The sequence below is a fragment of the Dietzia sp. NCCP-2495 genome (assembly GCF_026011735.1).
Lineage (GTDB): Bacteria > Actinomycetota > Actinomycetes > Mycobacteriales > Mycobacteriaceae > Dietzia.
In genome coordinates, this window is record NZ_BRVN01000031.1 from 1 (window position 1) to 16,924 (window position 16,924).

Sequence of the window (16,924 nt, forward strand, 5' to 3'; positions counted from 1 at the left end):
TCGCCTGCTCCTCAGCTGCCTGACGCTGCGCCGCAGCACGGGCGGAAGCAGCAGCCGCTCCACCGTCGGCCGGGCCGTGGACCAGGCCCGCCATACTCGCCCGCGTCGTTGCGGCCTGACCTTGCGCGGCGTACTCGGCGATGGTGGTGCGGGTGGCTTCGAATCCGTTGTGGGCGCTGGCGGCCTTGTCGGCGACCTGCCGCAACGCCCCCGACAGACTGTGCGCCGACTGGACCAGCCCACGGACGGAGTACTGCGCGTTCTCGGCGAATTCGCCCTGCCAGCCGTGACCCAGGACCGCGCCGAGTTCGCCTTGCAGCGTGGTCGCAGCATCTTCGAGACTGTCGGCGACTGAGGTGGCCTTCGTTTGGATATCCAGATACTGCTGCGGCTGCAACGCCTCCGAGCACTGGGCGATGTACTCCAACGGCGACGCCGATACGTCTTCCGGACCGACCCGTCCGTACCCACCCATCACGCACTCGTCGTCAAGAATGAACCCATCAGGCCCCGAGCCGTGGATCAGACCCACACTCTGCAGCCCGGCAGGCTCAGCTGCCGCTTTCGACAACGCCCCAGCCAACGCCTCATCCTGGGCCTCGATCAACCCACCAGCAGCATCGAAAAGCATCAACATTGCCATTGCCTGGTCGACAAACCCCGAAAGGAGCGTATTAAGGTCCTCACCAGTGAAGAGGCCATAGACAGCGCCTAATTGGCGCGCCGTGGGAAAGGTGGATGCACTGGAACGCTGTTCGAAGAGGCTATCAGTTTGACGAAGGTCGCTGATTGCGCTGGCGAACCGTTGACATGCCTGGGAACACAGAGCCGAGGCCTCGGGCTCAAGTACGACAGTCATTGGAAGTCGCCTTTCGGTAGATACTCCATTATTGGCTGGCTAAATTGGTCGATTACTACACAGGCATTGGGGAGTCGTTGACCGTCAAGTTCTTTGTACGGATTGGTCAAGTGGACTTGAACCCAGGCAGTACCGCGTTCAGTGAAGAAGAGCTGAAGGCATGATCTGTCCGGATCTCCGATAGCGTCCAAGAGTCTCATTCCCACGCGTCCATTGAGCTCCTCCTGGGCACTGACGACGTCAAAAGACCGGTCAGTGCGATATTCCTCACGCGACTTCCAGGTCGAAAGAACTGTTAAATCGGCCTCTTCTGCCCTCCAGCCGCAGGACATGAGATCTCCAGGGCGGTGATTTTCGAAAGCATCCACAGGCGTCACCGGCCCGCCGAGTCCTTGCTCGATCGCTGCGATCGGAATCTCGGTGCACGGATTGAACAGGGCCGGTCGCTGCTCGAGGGGCAGGTCCCACGGACTGCCTGACTGCTCGGTGGCGGAAGACGCGGTCGCCGCCGTCGTCGTGTCCTCACCGTCGCGCGTCCCGCACCCGGACAGGACGAGTACTGCCGCAGCCAAGGCGGCTCCTACTGCTCTGCTTTTCCCCACAACCTTTACGACGTCCCAGCGCCGCACGCGGTTCCCCTTGATCCCACCCATTTCCGCCATGGGTTGATTCTGCAGGTCAGGCCACCAGAGTGGTGATCGACATGAACCCGAAGCCAGGAAATGCAGAGATCCGCCACCCGGAATCCGGGAGGAGGATCTCACGGGTGGCGGATCTCAACTGCTGAAAGGGCCGCGTGTGGCAGGGACAGTGCGGCAGGGACTGCACTGGCAGCACAGACAGCACCGACCGACCGGCCGCCCCGACCGCAGCCGGGCCCGGGGTGGCCCCGTAAACCACGAAATCCGCTACCCGCACCCGGCATCCGCTACCACTCTGGGGGTAGCGAATCCGCAGGCAGAGTAGCGGATCTCGGGAGAGCCGAGGAGCAGGGGAGCCGGGGCTCAGGGAGGTAGTGCGAGGCTTACTTGATCTCGCAGAGCACGGCGCCCTGGGTCACGGCGGCGCCGGCGTCCACGGCGAGGTCGGTGACGACACCGTCCTTGTGCGCGGTGACCGGGTTCTCCATCTTCATGGCCTCGAGCACGGCGACCAGATCGCCGGCCTTGACCTCCTGGCCCTCCTCGACCGCGACCTTGACGACGGTGCCCTGCATGGGCGCCGACACGGCATCGCCGGACGCAGCGGCACCGGCGGCGCCACCACGGGTGCGGGACTTGGCCTTGCGGCGGACGGTTCCGCCGTTGTGCGAGCCACCGAATGCGAGATCGCCGGGCAGCGAGACCTCGACGCGACGGCCGTCGACCTCGACGACGACCTTCTTGCGCTCGACGGGCTCGTCGTCGTCAGCCGGGGAACCGGTCGGGGTCCAGGGCTCGATCGGGTTGTCCCACTCCTCCTCGATCCACTTGGTGTAGACGTCGAAGCCGTTGTCGTCGCCGACGAACGCCGGATTGGTGACGATGCGCTGGTGGAACGGGATGACGGTGGCCAAGCCCTCGACCTTGTACTCGGCCAGGGCGCGGGCCGAGCGGGCGAGCGCCTGGTCGCGGTCGGAGCCCCACACGATGAGCTTGGCGAGCATCGAGTCGAACTGGCCGCCGATGGTGTCGCCCTCCTCGACGCCGGAGTCCATGCGGACACCGGGGCCGCTCGGCTCTTTGTAGCCGGTGATGGTGCCGGGGGCGGGCAGGAAGCCACGGCCGGCGTCCTCGCCGTTGATACGGAACTCGAAGGCGACGCCCTGCGGCTCGGGGTCCTCGGTGAACTCGAGCACCTCGCCCTCGGCGATCTTGAACTGCTGGAGGACCAGGTCGATCTTGGCGGTCTCCTCGGTGACCGGGTGCTCGACCTGCAGGCGGGTGTTGACCTCGAGGAACGAGATGGTGTCGCCCTGGACCATGTACTCCACGGTGCCGGCGCCGTAGTAGCCGGCCTCCTTGCAGATCCGCTTGGCGGACTCGTGGATGCGGTTGCGCTGCTCATCGGTGAGGAACGGCGCGGGGGCCTCCTCGACGAGCTTCTGGAAGCGGCGCTGCAACGTGCAGTCGCGGGTGCCGGCGACGATCACGTTTCCGTGCTGGTCGGCCAGGACCTGGGCCTCGACGTGGCGGGCCTTGTCGAGGTACTGCTCGACGAAGCACTCTCCGCGACCGAACGCGGCGACGGCCTCACGGGTGGCCGACTCGAAGAGCTCGGCGACCTCCTCCATCTTGTGGGCGACCTTCATGCCGCGGCCACCGCCACCGAAGGCGGCCTTGATGGCGATCGGCAGGCCGTACTTCTCGGCGAAGGCCACGACCTCGTCGGCGTCCTTGACCGGGTCCTTGGTGCCGGCGGCCATGGGGGCCTCGGCACGCTCGGCGATGTGGCGGGCGGTGACCTTGTCACCCAGGTCGCGGATGGCCTGCGGCGGGGGCCCGATCCAGATGAGGCCGGCGTCGATGACGGCCTGCGCGAAGTCGGCATTCTCCGAGAGGAAGCCGTAGCCGGGGTGGATGGCGTCGGCGCCGGACTTGGCGGCGGCGTCGAGGATCTTGTCGAACACGAGGTACGACTCGGCGGACGTGGTTCCGCCCAGCGCGAATGCCTCATCCGCCAGCTTGACGAACAGTGCGTCGGCATCGGGCTCGGCGTACACGGCCACGCTGGTCAGGCCGGCGTCCTTCGCCGCACGGATCACACGAACGGCGATCTCGCCGCGGTTGGCGACGAGGACCTTCGTGATATGAGAGCTGGCATGACTGGGCACTCAGGGCCTCCTGGTGATGGACGTCTTAAAACGACGGTGTCCCCGATGGGCCCACCGAACTTCTTGGCAGTCTAATGAGAGGCACCCCTCATGTGTTGTCTTGGGGGTCGATGGGTGAGCCGATGGGGGCAGGGCAGTTGTGGTCGACCCACTCTGACCTGCGGTTCACGGTCGAAGCTCGGGACGCCACAATTGGAACGCGTGTAACCCGGCGTCGTGGAGGAGCCTCCGGAGGAGCGGGAGACTGAGTCCTATGACACTCGACGGGTCCCCTTCGATGCGGTCGATGAACCACCCGCCGAGCGACTCGATCGTGAACGCGCCGGCGCACTCGAGGGGCTCCCCGGTACGGAGGTAGACGTCGAGGTCGGCATCGGTGGGCGCACCGAAGTGCACCGTGGTGTCGGAGGTGTCCGCGGCGGTATGGGGGACGACGACGTCGTCGTCACCTCCCGAACCGTCACTTCGCGAACCGTCACCACCACCGAGGTCGGCGACGATCATCGCGTGCCCAGTGAGCAGCACCCCGTGGCGGCCGCGCATGCGGCGCCAGCGTTCCATCGCCCGTTCGTAGGTGTGCGGCTTGCCCTCGAGTTGGCCGTCGACCAGCAGCATCGAGTCACATCCGACGACGACGAGGGTGTCGGACCCCGCGGCGCGAGCCTCGGCCGCGAGCGCGGCTCCTTCTCGCTCCATGACCTCGGACGCCTTGGCGCGGGCCAGTTCCTCGACCACGCGGACGTGGGGAGTGCCGGCGGGCAGGCTCGCCTGGACGGCGTCCTCGTCGACGCGGGAGGGGCGGATGACCGGATCGACCCCGGCCTGTTCGAGGATCCGCTGACGGGACGGGGACGCAGAGGCCAGGACGAAGGTGATCATGGTGCCAAGCGTAGCCACCACGCCCCGGCGACGGCGCGGACTCAGACCGTGGCGGAGTCCGGGTGTGCGGCGACTCAGGCGGTTGCGGCGTCAGGGCGTGGCAGCAGCATCGTGACCGTGAGCGTGGTGGGCTCGAGGGCCGTGACCGAGTGCCGCAACTGTGGGGTCAGGTGCAGGATCTCGCCGGGTTGCAGTCTGATCGTGCGGTCGGGGAGTCCGAAGTCGACGCTGCCGCGCAGGATCTGGATGAGGACAGGATGGAACGCGGCGTGGTCGGGGAGCACCTGGCCCTCGGCGAACTCGAACGCCACGATCTTGGTGGTCTCGTCCTCGTGCACGATCGACGCGCCCGGACCCTTCGCCCTCGGCTCGACCCGTCCGATCACGTCCGTGTGGTGCGAGGCGACCCCCTCGTCCGTGCCGGCTTTGCGACCGTGCTCGCGGTCCTCGGCGGCGAGGTCGCGGCCGGAGTTCGTGTCGTCGCTGCTCAACGCGTGCTCCTCGAGGGACGGTGGTGCGTCCCAGCCTACCGATATCCTGGGCGGGTCCAACGACGGAGGACACAAGGCGACGACCCCGGTCTCCCTGAGGCGGGAGTCCGGGGTCGTCGTGGTGGGCCGCGAGATCGCCGAGCGGTCAGCCTTGTGTCGGGGTCACGCTGGCGCCTTTGTCAGCCCTGTGTTGCGGTCGGACCGGTATCGCGGTCAGTACTGCCGGCGGTTAAGGAACGAGCTCGGGTTGTAGCCGAACGGCGAGCGTAGGCGGTCCTCATAGGAGCCCCAGTCGTCCTTGATCGCGTAGGGGTCCCCGGTCGCATGGGCGGCGTTGCCCTGGGCGGTCGCGATGACCGCCGAGAGGATGCCCACCTCGACGGGAGAGGGGTTGCCGCTGACGATCTCGAACAGCGGCTTCTCCTGCTTCGCGGGGGCCTCCACCGACTCGCTCGCCTTGGCGCTGTCCTGTGCTCCGAGGCTCATAGCGGAATGTTCCCGTGCTTCTTGGCGGGCACCTCGACGACCTTGCGGTCGAGCAGGCGCAGCGCCTGGGCCACCTGGAGGCGGGTGTGCGACGGCGGGATGACCGCGTCCACGTACCCGCGCTCGGCGGCGACGTACGGGTTGACGAGGGTGTCCTCGTACTCGGCCTGCAGCTTCAGGCGCAGCGCGTCGACGTCCTCGCCGTTGGCAGCGGCCTCCTTGAGCTGCGGGCGGTAGACGAACCCGACGGCACCCGAGGCGCCCATGACCGCGATCTCGGCGGTGGGCCACGCGAGGTTGATGTCCGCGCCCATGTGCTTGGAGCCCATGACGTCGTACGCCCCGCCGTAGGCCTTGCGGGTGATGATGGTGACCTTGCCGACAGTCGCCTCGCCGTAGGCGTAGAGCAGCTTGGCGCCGCGGCGGATGATGCCGTTGAACTCCTGGTCCGTGCCCGGCAGGAAGCCCGGGACGTCGACCAGGGTGAGGATCGGGATGTTGAAGGCGTCGCAGGTGCGGACGAAGCGCGCGGCCTTCTCGGAGGCCTTGATGTCGAGGCAGCCGGCGAACTGCGTGGGCTGGTTGGCGACGATGCCGACGCTGCGGCCCTCGACGCGGCCGAAGCCGACGATGACGTTCATCGCGTACTGGCCCTGGACCTCGAGGAACTCCTCGTCATCGACGATGTGTCGGATGACCTCGTGCATGTCGTACGGGCTGTTCGAGGAGTCCGGGATGATCGTGTCGAGTTCGAGGTCCTCGGGCGTGAGGTTGTCCTCGATCGCGCCCTCTGCGATCGGGAACGGCAGGCGCGGCGCCTCGGCCCGGTTGTTGCTCGGGAGGTAGGACAGTAGGTCCTGGACGTACTCCAGGGCGTCCTGCTCGTCGGCGGCGGTGTAATGGGAGACGCCGGACTTTGTCATGTGGGTCGTGGCGCCGCCGAGCTCCTCCTGCGTCACCTCCTCGCCGGTGACCGTCTTGATGACGTCCGGGCCGGTCACGAACATCTGTGAGGTCTTGTCGACCATCACGGTGAAGTCGGTGAGCGCGGGGGAGTAGACGTGGCCGCCGGCGGACGGGCCCATGATCAGGGAGATCTGCGGGATGACGCCGGACGACAGGACGTTGCGGTGGAAGATCTCGCCGTACAGGCCGAGCGAGACGACGCCCTCCTGGATGCGGGCACCGGCACCGTGGTTGATGCCGATCATCGGACGGCCGGTCTTGAGGGCCAGGTCCATGACCTTGACGATCTTCTCGCCGTAGACCTCGCCGAGCGAGCCGCCGAAGACGGTGGCGTCTTGCGAGAAGACGCAGACGCTGCGGCCGTCGATGGTGCCGTAGCCGGTGATCACGCCGTCACCCAGCGGGCGACGCTCGGCCAGGCCGAACGTGGTGGCGCGGTGCCGGGCCAGCGCGTCGATCTCGACGAAAGAGCCGTCATCGAGCAGATTCTCGATGCGCTCGCGGGCCGTCATCAGGCCCTTGTCGTGGGTCTTGTCGATCGCAGCCTGCCCCATCGGGGCCCGGGCCTCGTCGAGGCGTCGCCGCAACTCGGACAGCTTCCCGGCGGTGGTGTGGATGTCGGGGGTCGCGGAGTCCGAAGGGACGTCGGCGCTCACGTCCGTTTCTGAGGCAGTCGTCATGTTGCAAGACTCTATCGACTCGGTGTCGTTCATGGCGATGTGACCCTGCGGTAATCCCCCGTCCGGTCGCCCCGTCGCCCCCGCGGCCCCGGGCACGGCCGAGGCCACCCGAATCCGGATCCGGCGTCGACGACAGGGTCGACAGGAGGTGGAATCGGTGGCGAAATCGCATGTGAGAGTGGCCATGGCCGCGCAGTGTCGGAGCCGCACCCTACATTGGAGGGCGTGCACGCAGACCCCGGTACCGAGATTCCGCCCAGACTGGACGCCCCCGCGCTCCGTCACGCGCTGGTCGACCGTGCCGATGCTCCGTACACCGCACTCGACGTGGTCGAGGAGATCGGCTCCACGAACGCCGAGCTGCTCGCGCGCGCGGCGGACGGCGCCCCCGACCGCAGCGTGCTGCTCGCCGAGTACCAGGCCTCGGGGCGTGGACGCCTGGGCAGGGCGTGGACGGCGCCGCCACGCACGCAGGTGGCGGTGAGTGTCCTGCTACGTCCCGGCGACGTCACGCCGACGCTGTTCGGGTGGCTGCCGCTCATGACCGGACTCGCCGTACGGGACGGTCTGCGCGAGGCCACGGGGGTGGACGCCACTCTCAAATGGCCCAATGACGTCCTGGTGGAGGGGCGGAAGATCTCGGGGATCCTCGCGGAGATGACCTCGGTCCCGGCCGCCGGGGACTTCCAGGTCAGGCTCCCGGCGATCGTCGTGGGGGTGGGCATCAACGTCTCGCTCACCGAGGAACAGTTGCCGGTGCCGCACGCCACCTCGCTGGCGATCGCCGGCGTGCCGTTCGACCGTGACGTGGTGGCGCAGCGCGTCCTCGAGGCGTTGGCACGTCGTCACCAGCAGTGGCGCGAGTGCGAGAAGGGCAGCGGCTCCTCCGTCTCGGACGAGCTCATGGAGACCTATACACAGGCGTGCTCGACCCTCGGGTCGGACGTGCGGGTAGTGCTGCCCGGGGAGGACGTGCGGACCGGTCGGGCGGTTCGGGTCGACAGGGAGGGGCGCCTCGTCGTCGTCCCACACCACACCGACACCGACTCCGGCGGCGAGTTCGCCGTCGCGGCGGGGGACGTCACCCACGTTCGTGGCGCCGGCGGTCAGTGGGGCGGGTGAGACGTGGCCTTCGTCCGTTCGGTCCTGGTGCCGGGGGAGACGCTGATCGTCCACACCCATCCGCACTGGCGGCAACTCATCCGTCCCGCGCTGGTGGGACTCGTCGCCTCCGGACTGGCCGGGATCGCCGGAGGGTTCATCGAGGTCCAGGTCGTGCACGCCGCCGACCGCACCGCGACATGGACCATGGTCGCGGTCCTGACCCTGCTCGTCCTCCTGCGGCTGGCGGTCTGGCCGGCCCTACGGTGGGCCCGCACCGACCTCATCGTCACCGACGAACGCGTGCTGTACCGACCCGCCGGCTCGTCCCGGCGCTGCGTCGACGTGCCACTGCGCCGCATCAGCGCCGTCCGGTTCCGGCACACCATCAGTGACCGGGCGCTCGGGACCGGATGCCTCATCCTCGAGCTGGGACACCTGCCGCCCGTGGAGATCGACCACGTGCCGGAGGTGGCCCGCGTGCACGCCGCAGTCTACGACGAACTGCTGCGGCTCCCGCCGCCGCCACCGCCCACACCACTGGCTCCCGCACCCCGGTTCCGCTGGGGCCTCCCGGGGCGGCGGTGACGACCCCGGTGAACGTGAGACCATGAACGACGTGAACGACGACTCGCGCATCCGCCGTAATCCGCTCGGTACCCCCGTCGTGGCGATGATCGGCGGCGGGCAGCTGGCCCGCATGACCCATCAGTCCGCCGTGGCCCTCGGCCAGACCCTGCGCGTGCTCGCCGCGGATCCACAGGATCCAGCCGCGCAGGTGACGCCCGACGCGGTGATCGGTGCCCATGACGACCCGGCCGCGGTCCGCGCCGCCGCCGAGGGCGCCGACGTGATGACCTTTGACCACGAGCACGTCCCGCCGGAGATCCTGCTCGAACTCGAAGCCGACGGGATCGCCGTGCGGCCCCGCGCCTCCGCCCTGATCCACGCCCAGGACAAGCTCGTCATGCGGCGCGCGCTGGCCGAGATCGGCGCGCCCGTGCCCGCGTTCACGGGCATCGACTCGCTCGAGGACGTGCGTCGCTTCCACGCTGAGCAGCAGGGACAGATCGTCCTCAAGTCGGCCCGCGGTGGGTACGACGGCAAGGGGGTGTGGATGCCCGACTCACTCGAGGAGGCGGAGCGGATCGCTGCCGAGCAACTCGAGGCCGGAGTGCCGATGATGGCCGAGGCCAAGGTCCCGTGGACCCGCGAGCTGTCCGCCATGGTGGCGCGGTCACCGTTCGGGCAGGGCGCCGTGTGGCCGGTCGTGGAGACCGTGCAGCGGGAAGGCATCTGCGCCGTGGCGATCGCGCCCGCCACCGGGCTGCCGGACGACCTGCGGTCCGCCGTCCAGGCCACCGCGCTGAAGCTGGCCCAGCACCTGGACGTCACCGGCGTGATGGCGGTGGAACTGTTCGAGGTCATCGGCACCGACGGGCGGCCCGGCGTGCTGGTCAACGAGCTCGCGATGCGCCCCCACAACTCCGGTCACTGGACCATGGACGGCGCCATGACCAGCCAGTTCGAGCAGCACCTGCGGGCAGTGCTCGACTACCCGCTCGGCTCCACCGTCCCCGTCGCCCCCGTCACGGTGATGGCGAACGTTCTCGGCGCCCCCGAGACGCCGGAGATGAGCATGGACGAGCGGGTCCACCACCTCGCCGCACGCTTCCCGCACGCGAAGGTCCACCTCTACGGAAAGTCCGAGCGGCCCGGCCGCAAGATCGGTCACGTCAACGTCCTCAGCGACCCGGGCGTGGACCCGGACGACGCGGATCAGGTCGGGGCGGTCCGCGCGGTGGCGGAACTCGCCGCCCACTGGCTTTCCCACGGGGTCTGGGCGGACGGCTGGGACCCCCATACGGGGGCCGCGGTCGCGGACTTCCACCGTTGAGCGGGACCAGCCGTTGAGCGGAACCAGCCGCTGAATCCATCACGAGTGCCGAGACGAGAGGCGACGATATGACCGCGCAACAGGGCGGGCCGCAGGTCGGTCTGATCATGGGCAGCGATTCCGACTGGCCCACCATGGAGGCGGCCGCGGAGGCGCTCGCCGAGTTCGGGATCCCCTTCGAGGTGGGGGTCGTCTCGGCTCACCGCACGCCGCAGAAGATGCTCGACTACGCGCGCTCGGCCGCCGGGCGCGGTGTTCGCGTGATCATCGCCGGGGCCGGGGGAGCGGCCCACCTGCCGGGGATGGTCGCCTCGGCCACCCCGCTGCCTGTCATCGGCGTCCCGGTCCCGCTGAAGTACCTCGACGGCATGGACTCGCTCCTATCGATCGTGCAGATGCCGGCGGGCGTGCCGGTGGCGACGGTGTCGATCGGCGGGGCCCGCAACGCCGGCCTGCTGGCCGTGCGTATTCTCGGCGCCTCCGACCCGGCGCTGCAGCAGCGGATGGAGGCGTTCCAGTCGGAGCTCGAGGCGATGGTCGAGCGCAAGGACGAGGCGCTGCGCAACACGCTGCTCGGCTGAACTGCGCATGCGACTGCTCGGTTGACCTGCGCACCCGCATGCTCGGTTGACCCGCGCACCCGCATACTCGGCTGAACCGGGCCTCACGCGACCGGCGCCTCACGTGACTGACACGTCATGATTTCCGCGATACGGAATATGCTCGTTCCCTCGTCGGAGGAATCGGGTTAGTCGCTGGTAACCTGACTGTTCGGGTGCAGCCCGGAAACACCCGGCGATGTCGGCGTGACCGCCTGATGCGGACACCGGCAGTCGTCCCGGGGACAGCGCCCCGCGCGAAGAGCTACCGACGAATCCCTCATGGAGGCCCGCACATGTCCGCCAACCCAGACTTCGACCTGTACCGCCCGGCGGAGGAGCACGAGGAGCTGCGCGCAGCCATCCGTGCGCTCGCGGAGAAGGAGATCGAGCCCCACGCCGCGGACGTCGACGAGGAGGAGCGCTTCCCGCAGGAGGCGCTCGACGCGCTCAACGCCTCGGGATTCAACGCCGTGCACGTGCCGGAGGAGTACGACGGCCAGGGCGCGGATTCGGTCGCGGCCTGCATCGTGATCGAGGAGGTCGCCCGCGTCTGTGGCTCTTCCTCGCTGATCCCGGCTGTGAACAAGCTCGGCACGATGGGCCTCATCCTGGCCGGTGACGACGAGCTGAAGAAGCAGGTCCTGCCTGAGATCGCCGCGGGCAAGATGGCCTCGTACGCCCTGTCGGAGCGCGAGGCGGGCTCGGACGCCGGCGCGATGCGCACCCGCGCGAAGGCCGACGGCGACGACTGGATCCTCAACGGTTCCAAGGCGTGGATCACGAACGGCGGCAAGTCCACCTGGTACACCGTCATGGCAGTGACCGACCCGGACAAGGGCGCCAACGGCATCTCGGCCTTCATCGTCAACGCCGAGGACGAGGGCTTCGGCGTCTCCAAGACCGAGAAGAAGCTCGGCATCAAGGGCTCGCCCACCGCGGAGCTGTACTTCGAGAACGTCCGCATCCCGGGCGACCGCATCATCGGCGCGCCGGGCACCGGCTTCAAGACCGCCCTGCAGACGCTCGACCACACGCGCCCGACCATCGGCGCGCAGGCCGTCGGCATCGCCCAGGGCGCGCTGGACGCCGCGATCGCCTACACCAAGGAGCGCAAGCAGTTCGGCAAGTCGATCTCCGACTTCCAGAACACCCAGTTCATGCTGGCCGACATGGCGATGAAGGTGCAGGCCGCGCGCCTGATGGTCTACACCGCCGCCGCCAACGCCGAGCGGGGCACCGCGCCCGGTGGCGAGAAGCTCGGCTTCATGGCCGCCGCGTCCAAGACGTTCGCCTCGGATGTCGCCATGGAGGTCACCACCAACGCCGTGCAGCTCTTCGGCGGCGCCGGCTACACCCGTGACTTCCCGGTCGAGCGCATGATGCGTGACGCCAAGATCACCCAGATCTACGAGGGCACCAACCAGGTCTGCCGCATGGTCATGGCCCGCCAGGTTCTGAGCTGACCCTCACGCGCTGACGCGTTTGCGTGGGGCCCGCGCCGTGCGAGGCCCCGCCCCCGCGCCAGCCTCCCGGATCCGCTACTCCGCCTGCGGATCCGCTACCCCCACAGTGGTAGCGGATCCCGAGGCGGAGTAGCGGATTTTGGTGTTTCAGAGGGTGACGGTCGTGCGCTCCGTCGCCGCGATGTCGGCCACGGCGGGGTCCGAGCGGTCTGCGCCGGTCACGAGCACGGCGGTCCCGCCGGAGGCGAACACACGCGCCAGGACCGGCACCACGTCGTCGCGTCGGAGGCCGGGGACTAGCACGCGTCCGGAGAGTTCCGGGTCGGCGAGGTCGGCGAGCGCAGCGCCGTCCAGCGCCAGCGCTCCGCCTCCGGAGGGGACGAACGCATCGGGGTGGATCCGGCAGGCCTCGGCGAGATCGGTGACGCCGGGCGGGACCTCGACGCCGGCCGCCGCGAGCGGCCGACCCATCGGATCGGTGGTCATGAGGAGGGTCTCGACATCGGCGGGATGGTCGTCGAGGCTGTCGGGGGTGGTGACGACGACGACGGCGTCGTCCACGTCCTCCGTGCTGATCTCGGCTCCGGCCCACCAAGCCCCGAGCAGGACCCCCGCCGTGAGCCAGTGGGCGGGGAGGTCACAGACCACCACGTCGCCCGGCATGATCCCGAGTTCGTCCCGCAGCAGGCCGGCGATCTTGGCGGCCCAGTTCGCAGTGGAGGTCACCGACAGTTCGATGCGGGACGGCATCGTCTGGTCGTAATGGGTGATCATCGGCGCCCCGGGGTCAGCGGCCAAAAGCGGCGAGAGCACGGTGTCTGCTGCGGTCTTCACGTCGGGTGCCTCCGGGCTGTCAGTTGACGCAGGGGACGTCGGTGCCGCCCGCGTCGAAGGTGGGCCGGTTGGCGATCGACTCGGGCAGCGGTGCGTACGTGGTGGTGGCGGGGGAGGCCACCTCGATGCCGGTGGCCTCGCCCTCGGGGCCGCTGTAGTCGGCTGCCAGGACCACGCGAACGGTGCCCGGGGCGACGGCGGGGTCGACCTGGACGGGCAGTCCGCCGAGGGCGTCGGAGACGGCGAATGCCGCGGCGTCGCCGGCGGACGGTGCGGCCACGTGTGAGGTGTAGGCGGCGGCCTGATCGTTGAGCAGGTCGCCCTGGATGTAGCCGAGCTCGGACAGTGCGCTGGACACCCGGGCGGCCAGACCGTCGATCTCGGTGGTGTTGACCACCGAGACGGTCACCTCCGCGGGATCCACTGCGCCCGGGGCTCCGGGATCAGTCGGGGCCTCGGCTCCTGCATCGCCGGACCCCTCGGCACCATCGGCGGCTGGCGCGTCGTCGGCACCGCTGGCGAATCCGGCGACGAACTCGCTCACGGCCTCCGGATCTGCGGTGACGATGGACTCGCCCCACTCGGTGTAGGAGTCGATGCTCGTGACCGGGATGGTCTCGAAGCTGACGTTGCCGCCGGAGATGTCCTTCAGCTTGAGGGCGAAGTCCACAAAATCCCAGTTCTCGTCGATGACGAATGAGCGTCGGGCCGCCTCGACCAGCTTACTGAGCTTGGTCGGGTCGGTCAGAGTTCCGGCGGACAGGGTCTTCTTGACCAGCTGGGACATGAAGGCCTGCTGGCGGACGATCCGGTCGAGGTCGCCGGCGGGGAGGTCGTGGCGTTGACGCACGAAACTCAGGGCGTCGGATCCGGAGATCGTCTGGACACCGGCGTGGAAGTTCGCGCCGGACAGCGGCTCGTCGACGTCGTTGTTGAGGCAGACGGAGACGCCGCCGACGGCGTCGGTCATGAGGATGAAGCCCAGCAGGCCGATCTCGGCGTAGTGGTCCGCGCGCACTCCGGTGAGGTCCTCCATCGCGTCGATGAGACCGTTGCGGCCGGCCTGGACCGCGCGTTGCTGGTCCTCCTCGGAGAGCGACCCGTCGGGACTGGCCTCGGCCGCCTTCGCGAGCGAGGCCTCCTTGTGGGCCGCGTAGACGCCGTTGATCTTGCTGCCGCCGATCGTGCTGGACTCCACGTAGACGTCGCGCGGGATGGAGATCGCGGTGGCAGAGCTGCCGTCCTCGGGGACGCGGATCAGCAAGATCGTGTCGGTGTTCTCGCCGTCGTCCTCCCCGGTGCGGATGGTGGCGAGCTCCTCCTGGCTCAGCGGGTTGCCCTGGGCGTCGGTGCGGTTGTCCGTCCCCACCAGGAGGATGTCCACGGCGCCGTCGAGACCGCCGGAGCCCACGTCGAGACCGTCAGCGGAGGACAGGTCGGAGTTCAGACCGTTGAACACCGACCAGGCGATCCCTGTGACTACCAGGCAGAGCACGGCGATGATCGAGACCACGATCCGTCCGGCGCGTGCGGGGAGACCTCCGGAAGGCGTGGCGTGCCGTCGGCCCTGCGCCCGGCTGGGGGCGCGGCGGGGCGTCGCTGGCTGCTCGGCGCTCATCCACCGTCCTTGTCCTCGTCGGTTGTTCTTCGACTGCGCGCCGCGAGTGGTCGGCGGTTCGATTTCCCCACGTTACCGCGCAGCGCGCCGGGCGTCGGAATCGGATCCGCGGGTCGTATGGTGATTCGGGTGACGAGCCGACTACCAGTAGTGACGGTGACCTACTCTCCCGGAAATCACCTCCGGGCCCTCGTGGAGACGCTGCCCATGGCCACATCGCGGCCGGTCGGGCTGGTGATGGCCGACAACGGCTCACGAGACGGAGTGCCCGAGGCCGTGGCCGCGGAGTGCGATTTCGCGGAGTTCTTCCCGACCGGGGGGAACCTGGGTTACGGGACCGCGATCAACCGTGCAGTGACGGAGATCGCCCGACGCGGCGACGAGTTCGACCAGGAATTCGTGCTCGTCGTCAATCCGGATGTGACCTTCGAGCCCGGTTCCGTGGACGAGCTGCTCGCCGCGGCACAGCGGTGGCCGCGTGGTGCCGCGTTCGGTCCACGGATCGAGGAGACCGACGGTTCGGTGTACCCGTCGGCGCGGTCGGTGCCACGGCTCGGTGCCGGCATCGGTCACGCCGTGCTCGGTCCGGTGTGGCCGTCGAACCCGTGGACGGCGCGGTATCTCGACGACCACGACATGGACTCGGAGCGTTCGGCCGGTTGGCTGTCGGGCTCGTGTCTGCTCCTGCGCCGGTCGGCCTTCGACGCCCTCGACGGTTTCGACGAGCGCTACTTCATGTACCTCGAGGACGTCGACCTGGGGGACCGGCTGGGCAGGTCAGGCTGGCAGAACGTGTTCGTGCCGTCGTCGGTCATCCACCACGACCAGGGACACGCCGCCAAGACCGTCCCGGAGTTCACCCTCCGCGCCCATCACCGGAGTGCCTACCTGTTCCAGGCGGACCGGCACCCACACAGGTGGCAGGCGCCGATACGCTGGGGCCTCAGGGCGGGGCTCGAACTGCGGTGCCGCCTCGCGATCCGGGCGGCCGAGCGCGCACTGCGCTAGCCGGGTGGACGCACGACCTTCGATCACCGGTCCGCCGGAGACGCGCTGCCGCGGCTCCCGGACCATCTCATCAGTGGGAGCTAAGACGTGACCTCGACGAATTTCTCCGGTGCCGCGGACGACGACCTCCTCGCGGACACCGAGGCGGTGGTGCTGGTCGGTGGCAAGGGAACGCGGCTACGGCCCCTGACCATCTCGGCGCCCAAGCCGATGTTGCCCACCGCGGGACTGCCGTTCCTCACGCACCTGCTGTCCCGGATCCGCGCGGCCGGCATCCGGAAGGTCGTCCTGGGGACCTCGTTCAAGGCGGAGGTGTTCGAGGAGTACTTCGGTGACGGGTCGGACCTGGACCTCCAGATCAGCTACGTCGTGGAGACCGAGCCGCTCGGCACGGGCGGCGGCATCCGCAACGTCCTGAGCGAGGTCACCGCGTCCACCGTGATGGTGTTCAACGGCGATGTCCTGGGCGGCACCGACCTGCGTCAGATCCTCGACTTGCATCACCGCAAGGACGCGGACCTGACCATGCATCTCGTCCGCGTCTCGGATCCGCGGGCGTTCGGTTGCGTCACCACCGACGACGACGGCCGCGTCCTGGAGTTCCTCGAAAAGACCCAGGATCCGCCGACCGATCAGATCAACGCCGGGTGCTACGTCTTCCGTCGCGAGATCATCGAACAGATCCCGGAGGGCGTCCCGGTCTCGGTGGAGCGCGAGACGTTCCCGGACCTGCTCGCGGAGGGCAAGCGCGTGTACGGCTTCGTCGACTCGGCCTACTGGCGCGACATGGGCACCCCGGAGGATTTCGTGCGCGGCTCCTCGGACCTGGTCCGCGGAATCGCGCCGTCGCCGGCGCTCGCCGGTCACGAGGGCGAGGCGCTCGTCCACGAGGGCGCCGGTGTCGGGGCGGGCGCCGTGCTCGTCGGCGGCACCGTGGTGGGCCGCGGAGCCGAGATCGGTGCCGGGGCCCGGCTGGACGGGGCCGTGGTGTTCGACGGCGCCAAGATCGAGGCCGGCGCGACCGTCGAACGCTCGATCATCGGCTTCGGCGCGCAGATCGGCCACCGCGCGCTGGTGCGCGACGGCGTGATCGGCGACGGGGCCGTGGTGGGTGCCCGCTGCGAGCTGCTGCGTGGTGCCCGGGTGTGGCCGGGCGTGGAGATCCCCGACGGCGGCATCCGCTACTCGACCGACATCTAGCTGACGCGCGGCGCGCTGGATCGGGCGC

General features: G+C 69.0%; 16 protein-coding genes. 7 read left to right on the plus strand and 9 right to left on the minus strand.

Annotated elements, in window-relative coordinates:
• The 7 genes from OPF83_RS16095 to OPF83_RS16125 form a co-directional block, all read right to left on the minus strand.
• Positions 1-859: hypothetical protein (locus tag OPF83_RS16095; protein WP_264888638.1), on the minus strand; the 859-nt coding region annotated here is incomplete at its 3' end.
• Positions 856-1,521 (minus strand): DUF3558 family protein, encoded by a 666-nt coding sequence (locus OPF83_RS16100; protein ID WP_264888640.1) that lies wholly within the window; start codon positions 1,519-1,521, stop codon positions 856-858. The genes OPF83_RS16100 and OPF83_RS16095, both read right to left, overlap by 4 nt.
• 362 nt (positions 1,522-1,883) lie before the next feature.
• On the minus strand, positions 1,884-3,671 hold the full coding sequence (locus tag OPF83_RS16105; protein ID WP_264888641.1) for an acetyl/propionyl/methylcrotonyl-CoA carboxylase subunit alpha: 1,788 nt from the start codon (positions 3,669-3,671) through the stop codon (positions 1,884-1,886).
• A 165-nt stretch (positions 3,672-3,836) separates the two neighbouring features.
• Positions 3,837-4,550, minus strand: coding sequence for a nucleoside triphosphate pyrophosphatase (locus OPF83_RS16110; protein WP_264888642.1), 714 nt, complete (start codon positions 4,548-4,550; stop codon positions 3,837-3,839).
• Between the two features lie 74 nt (positions 4,551-4,624).
• Complete coding sequence (locus OPF83_RS17570) at positions 4,625-4,798, minus strand: AraC family ligand binding domain-containing protein (protein WP_375546285.1); 174 nt, start codon at positions 4,796-4,798, stop codon at positions 4,625-4,627.
• Positions 4,799-5,254: 456 nt separating this feature from the next.
• On the minus strand, positions 5,255-5,527 hold the full coding sequence (locus tag OPF83_RS16120; protein ID WP_264888645.1) for an acyl-CoA carboxylase subunit epsilon: 273 nt from the start codon (positions 5,525-5,527) through the stop codon (positions 5,255-5,257).
• The gene (locus tag OPF83_RS16125) at positions 5,524-7,173 is read right to left on the minus strand and encodes an acyl-CoA carboxylase subunit beta (protein WP_264888646.1); all 1,650 of its coding nucleotides are present in this window, start codon (positions 7,171-7,173) and stop codon (positions 5,524-5,526) included. Before OPF83_RS16125 ends, OPF83_RS16120 begins: the two co-directional genes overlap by 4 nt.
• Positions 7,174-7,398: 225 nt before the next feature.
• On the opposite strand from OPF83_RS16125, the gene OPF83_RS16130 reads away from it, so the two are divergent.
• The 5 genes from OPF83_RS16130 (at position 7,399) to OPF83_RS16150 (ending at position 12,236) form a co-directional block, all read left to right on the plus strand.
• Positions 7,399-8,295 (plus strand): biotin--[acetyl-CoA-carboxylase] ligase, encoded by an 897-nt coding sequence (locus OPF83_RS16130; protein ID WP_264888647.1) that lies wholly within the window; start codon positions 7,399-7,401, stop codon positions 8,293-8,295.
• Between the two features lie 3 nt (positions 8,296-8,298).
• Positions 8,299-8,862 carry a PH domain-containing protein gene (locus OPF83_RS16135; RefSeq protein ID WP_264888649.1) on the plus strand — a complete coding sequence of 188 codons (564 nt, stop codon included), beginning with the start codon at positions 8,299-8,301 and terminating at the stop codon, positions 8,860-8,862.
• Positions 8,863-8,884: 22 nt separating this feature from the next.
• The gene (locus OPF83_RS16140; RefSeq protein ID WP_264888651.1) at positions 8,885-10,171 is read left to right on the plus strand and encodes a 5-(carboxyamino)imidazole ribonucleotide synthase; all 1,287 of its coding nucleotides are present in this window, start codon (positions 8,885-8,887) and stop codon (positions 10,169-10,171) included.
• Between the two features lie 68 nt (positions 10,172-10,239).
• Entirely contained in the window at positions 10,240-10,752 is a 513-nt protein-coding gene (gene purE / locus OPF83_RS16145; RefSeq protein ID WP_264888653.1) for a 5-(carboxyamino)imidazole ribonucleotide mutase, read from the plus strand.
• Positions 10,753-11,066: 314 nt separating this feature from the next.
• Positions 11,067-12,236 carry an acyl-CoA dehydrogenase family protein gene (locus OPF83_RS16150; protein WP_264888654.1) on the plus strand — a complete coding sequence of 390 codons (1,170 nt, stop codon included), beginning with the start codon at positions 11,067-11,069 and terminating at the stop codon, positions 12,234-12,236.
• Between the two features lie 147 nt (positions 12,237-12,383).
• Here the strand turns inward: OPF83_RS16150 and OPF83_RS16155 are convergent, their stop codons facing one another.
• Both OPF83_RS16155 and OPF83_RS16160 read right to left on the minus strand, forming a co-directional pair.
• Entirely contained in the window at positions 12,384-13,070 is a 687-nt protein-coding gene (locus OPF83_RS16155) for a TIGR03089 family protein (protein ID WP_264888655.1), read from the minus strand.
• Between the two features lie 19 nt (positions 13,071-13,089).
• A complete protein-coding gene (locus OPF83_RS16160) occupies positions 13,090-14,688 on the minus strand; it encodes an LCP family protein (protein ID WP_264888656.1) in 1,599 nt (532 codons plus the stop codon).
• 129 nt (positions 14,689-14,817) lie between these two features.
• Between OPF83_RS16160 and OPF83_RS16165 the strand changes: the two genes are divergently transcribed.
• Together OPF83_RS16165 and OPF83_RS16170 are read left to right on the plus strand one after the other, a co-directional pair.
• A complete protein-coding gene (locus tag OPF83_RS16165; RefSeq protein ID WP_264888657.1) occupies positions 14,818-15,696 on the plus strand; it encodes a glycosyltransferase family 2 protein in 879 nt (292 codons plus the stop codon).
• An 87-nt stretch (positions 15,697-15,783) separates the two neighbouring features.
• Positions 15,784-16,896, plus strand: a complete 1,113-nt coding sequence (locus OPF83_RS16170; protein ID WP_264888658.1) for an NDP-sugar synthase — start codon at positions 15,784-15,786, stop codon at positions 16,894-16,896.
• The last annotated feature ends 28 nt before the right edge of the window (positions 16,897-16,924 follow it).

Excerpts from the sequence above, each read along its gene's own strand:
- OPF83_RS16125 (WP_264888646.1), bottom strand. The coding sequence starts at position 7,173 with ATGACGACTGCCTCAGAAACGGACGTGAGCGCCGACGTCCCTTCGGAC.
- OPF83_RS16100 (WP_264888640.1), bottom strand. The coding sequence starts at position 1,521 with ATGGCGGAAATGGGTGGGATCAAGGGGAACCGCGTGCGGCGCTGGGAC.
- OPF83_RS16120 (WP_264888645.1), bottom strand. The coding sequence starts at position 5,527 with ATGAGCCTCGGAGCACAGGACAGCGCCAAGGCGAGCGAGTCGGTGGAG.
- purE (WP_264888653.1), top strand. The coding sequence starts at position 10,240 with ATGACCGCGCAACAGGGCGGGCCGCAGGTCGGTCTGATCATGGGCAGC.
- OPF83_RS16110 (WP_264888642.1), bottom strand. The coding sequence starts at position 4,550 with ATGATCACCTTCGTCCTGGCCTCTGCGTCCCCGTCCCGTCAGCGGATC.
- OPF83_RS16150 (WP_264888654.1), top strand. The coding sequence starts at position 11,067 with ATGTCCGCCAACCCAGACTTCGACCTGTACCGCCCGGCGGAGGAGCAC.
- OPF83_RS16160 (WP_264888656.1), bottom strand. The coding sequence starts at position 14,688 with ATGAGCGCCGAGCAGCCAGCGACGCCCCGCCGCGCCCCCAGCCGGGCG.
- OPF83_RS16140 (WP_264888651.1), top strand. The coding sequence starts at position 8,885 with ATGAACGACGTGAACGACGACTCGCGCATCCGCCGTAATCCGCTCGGT.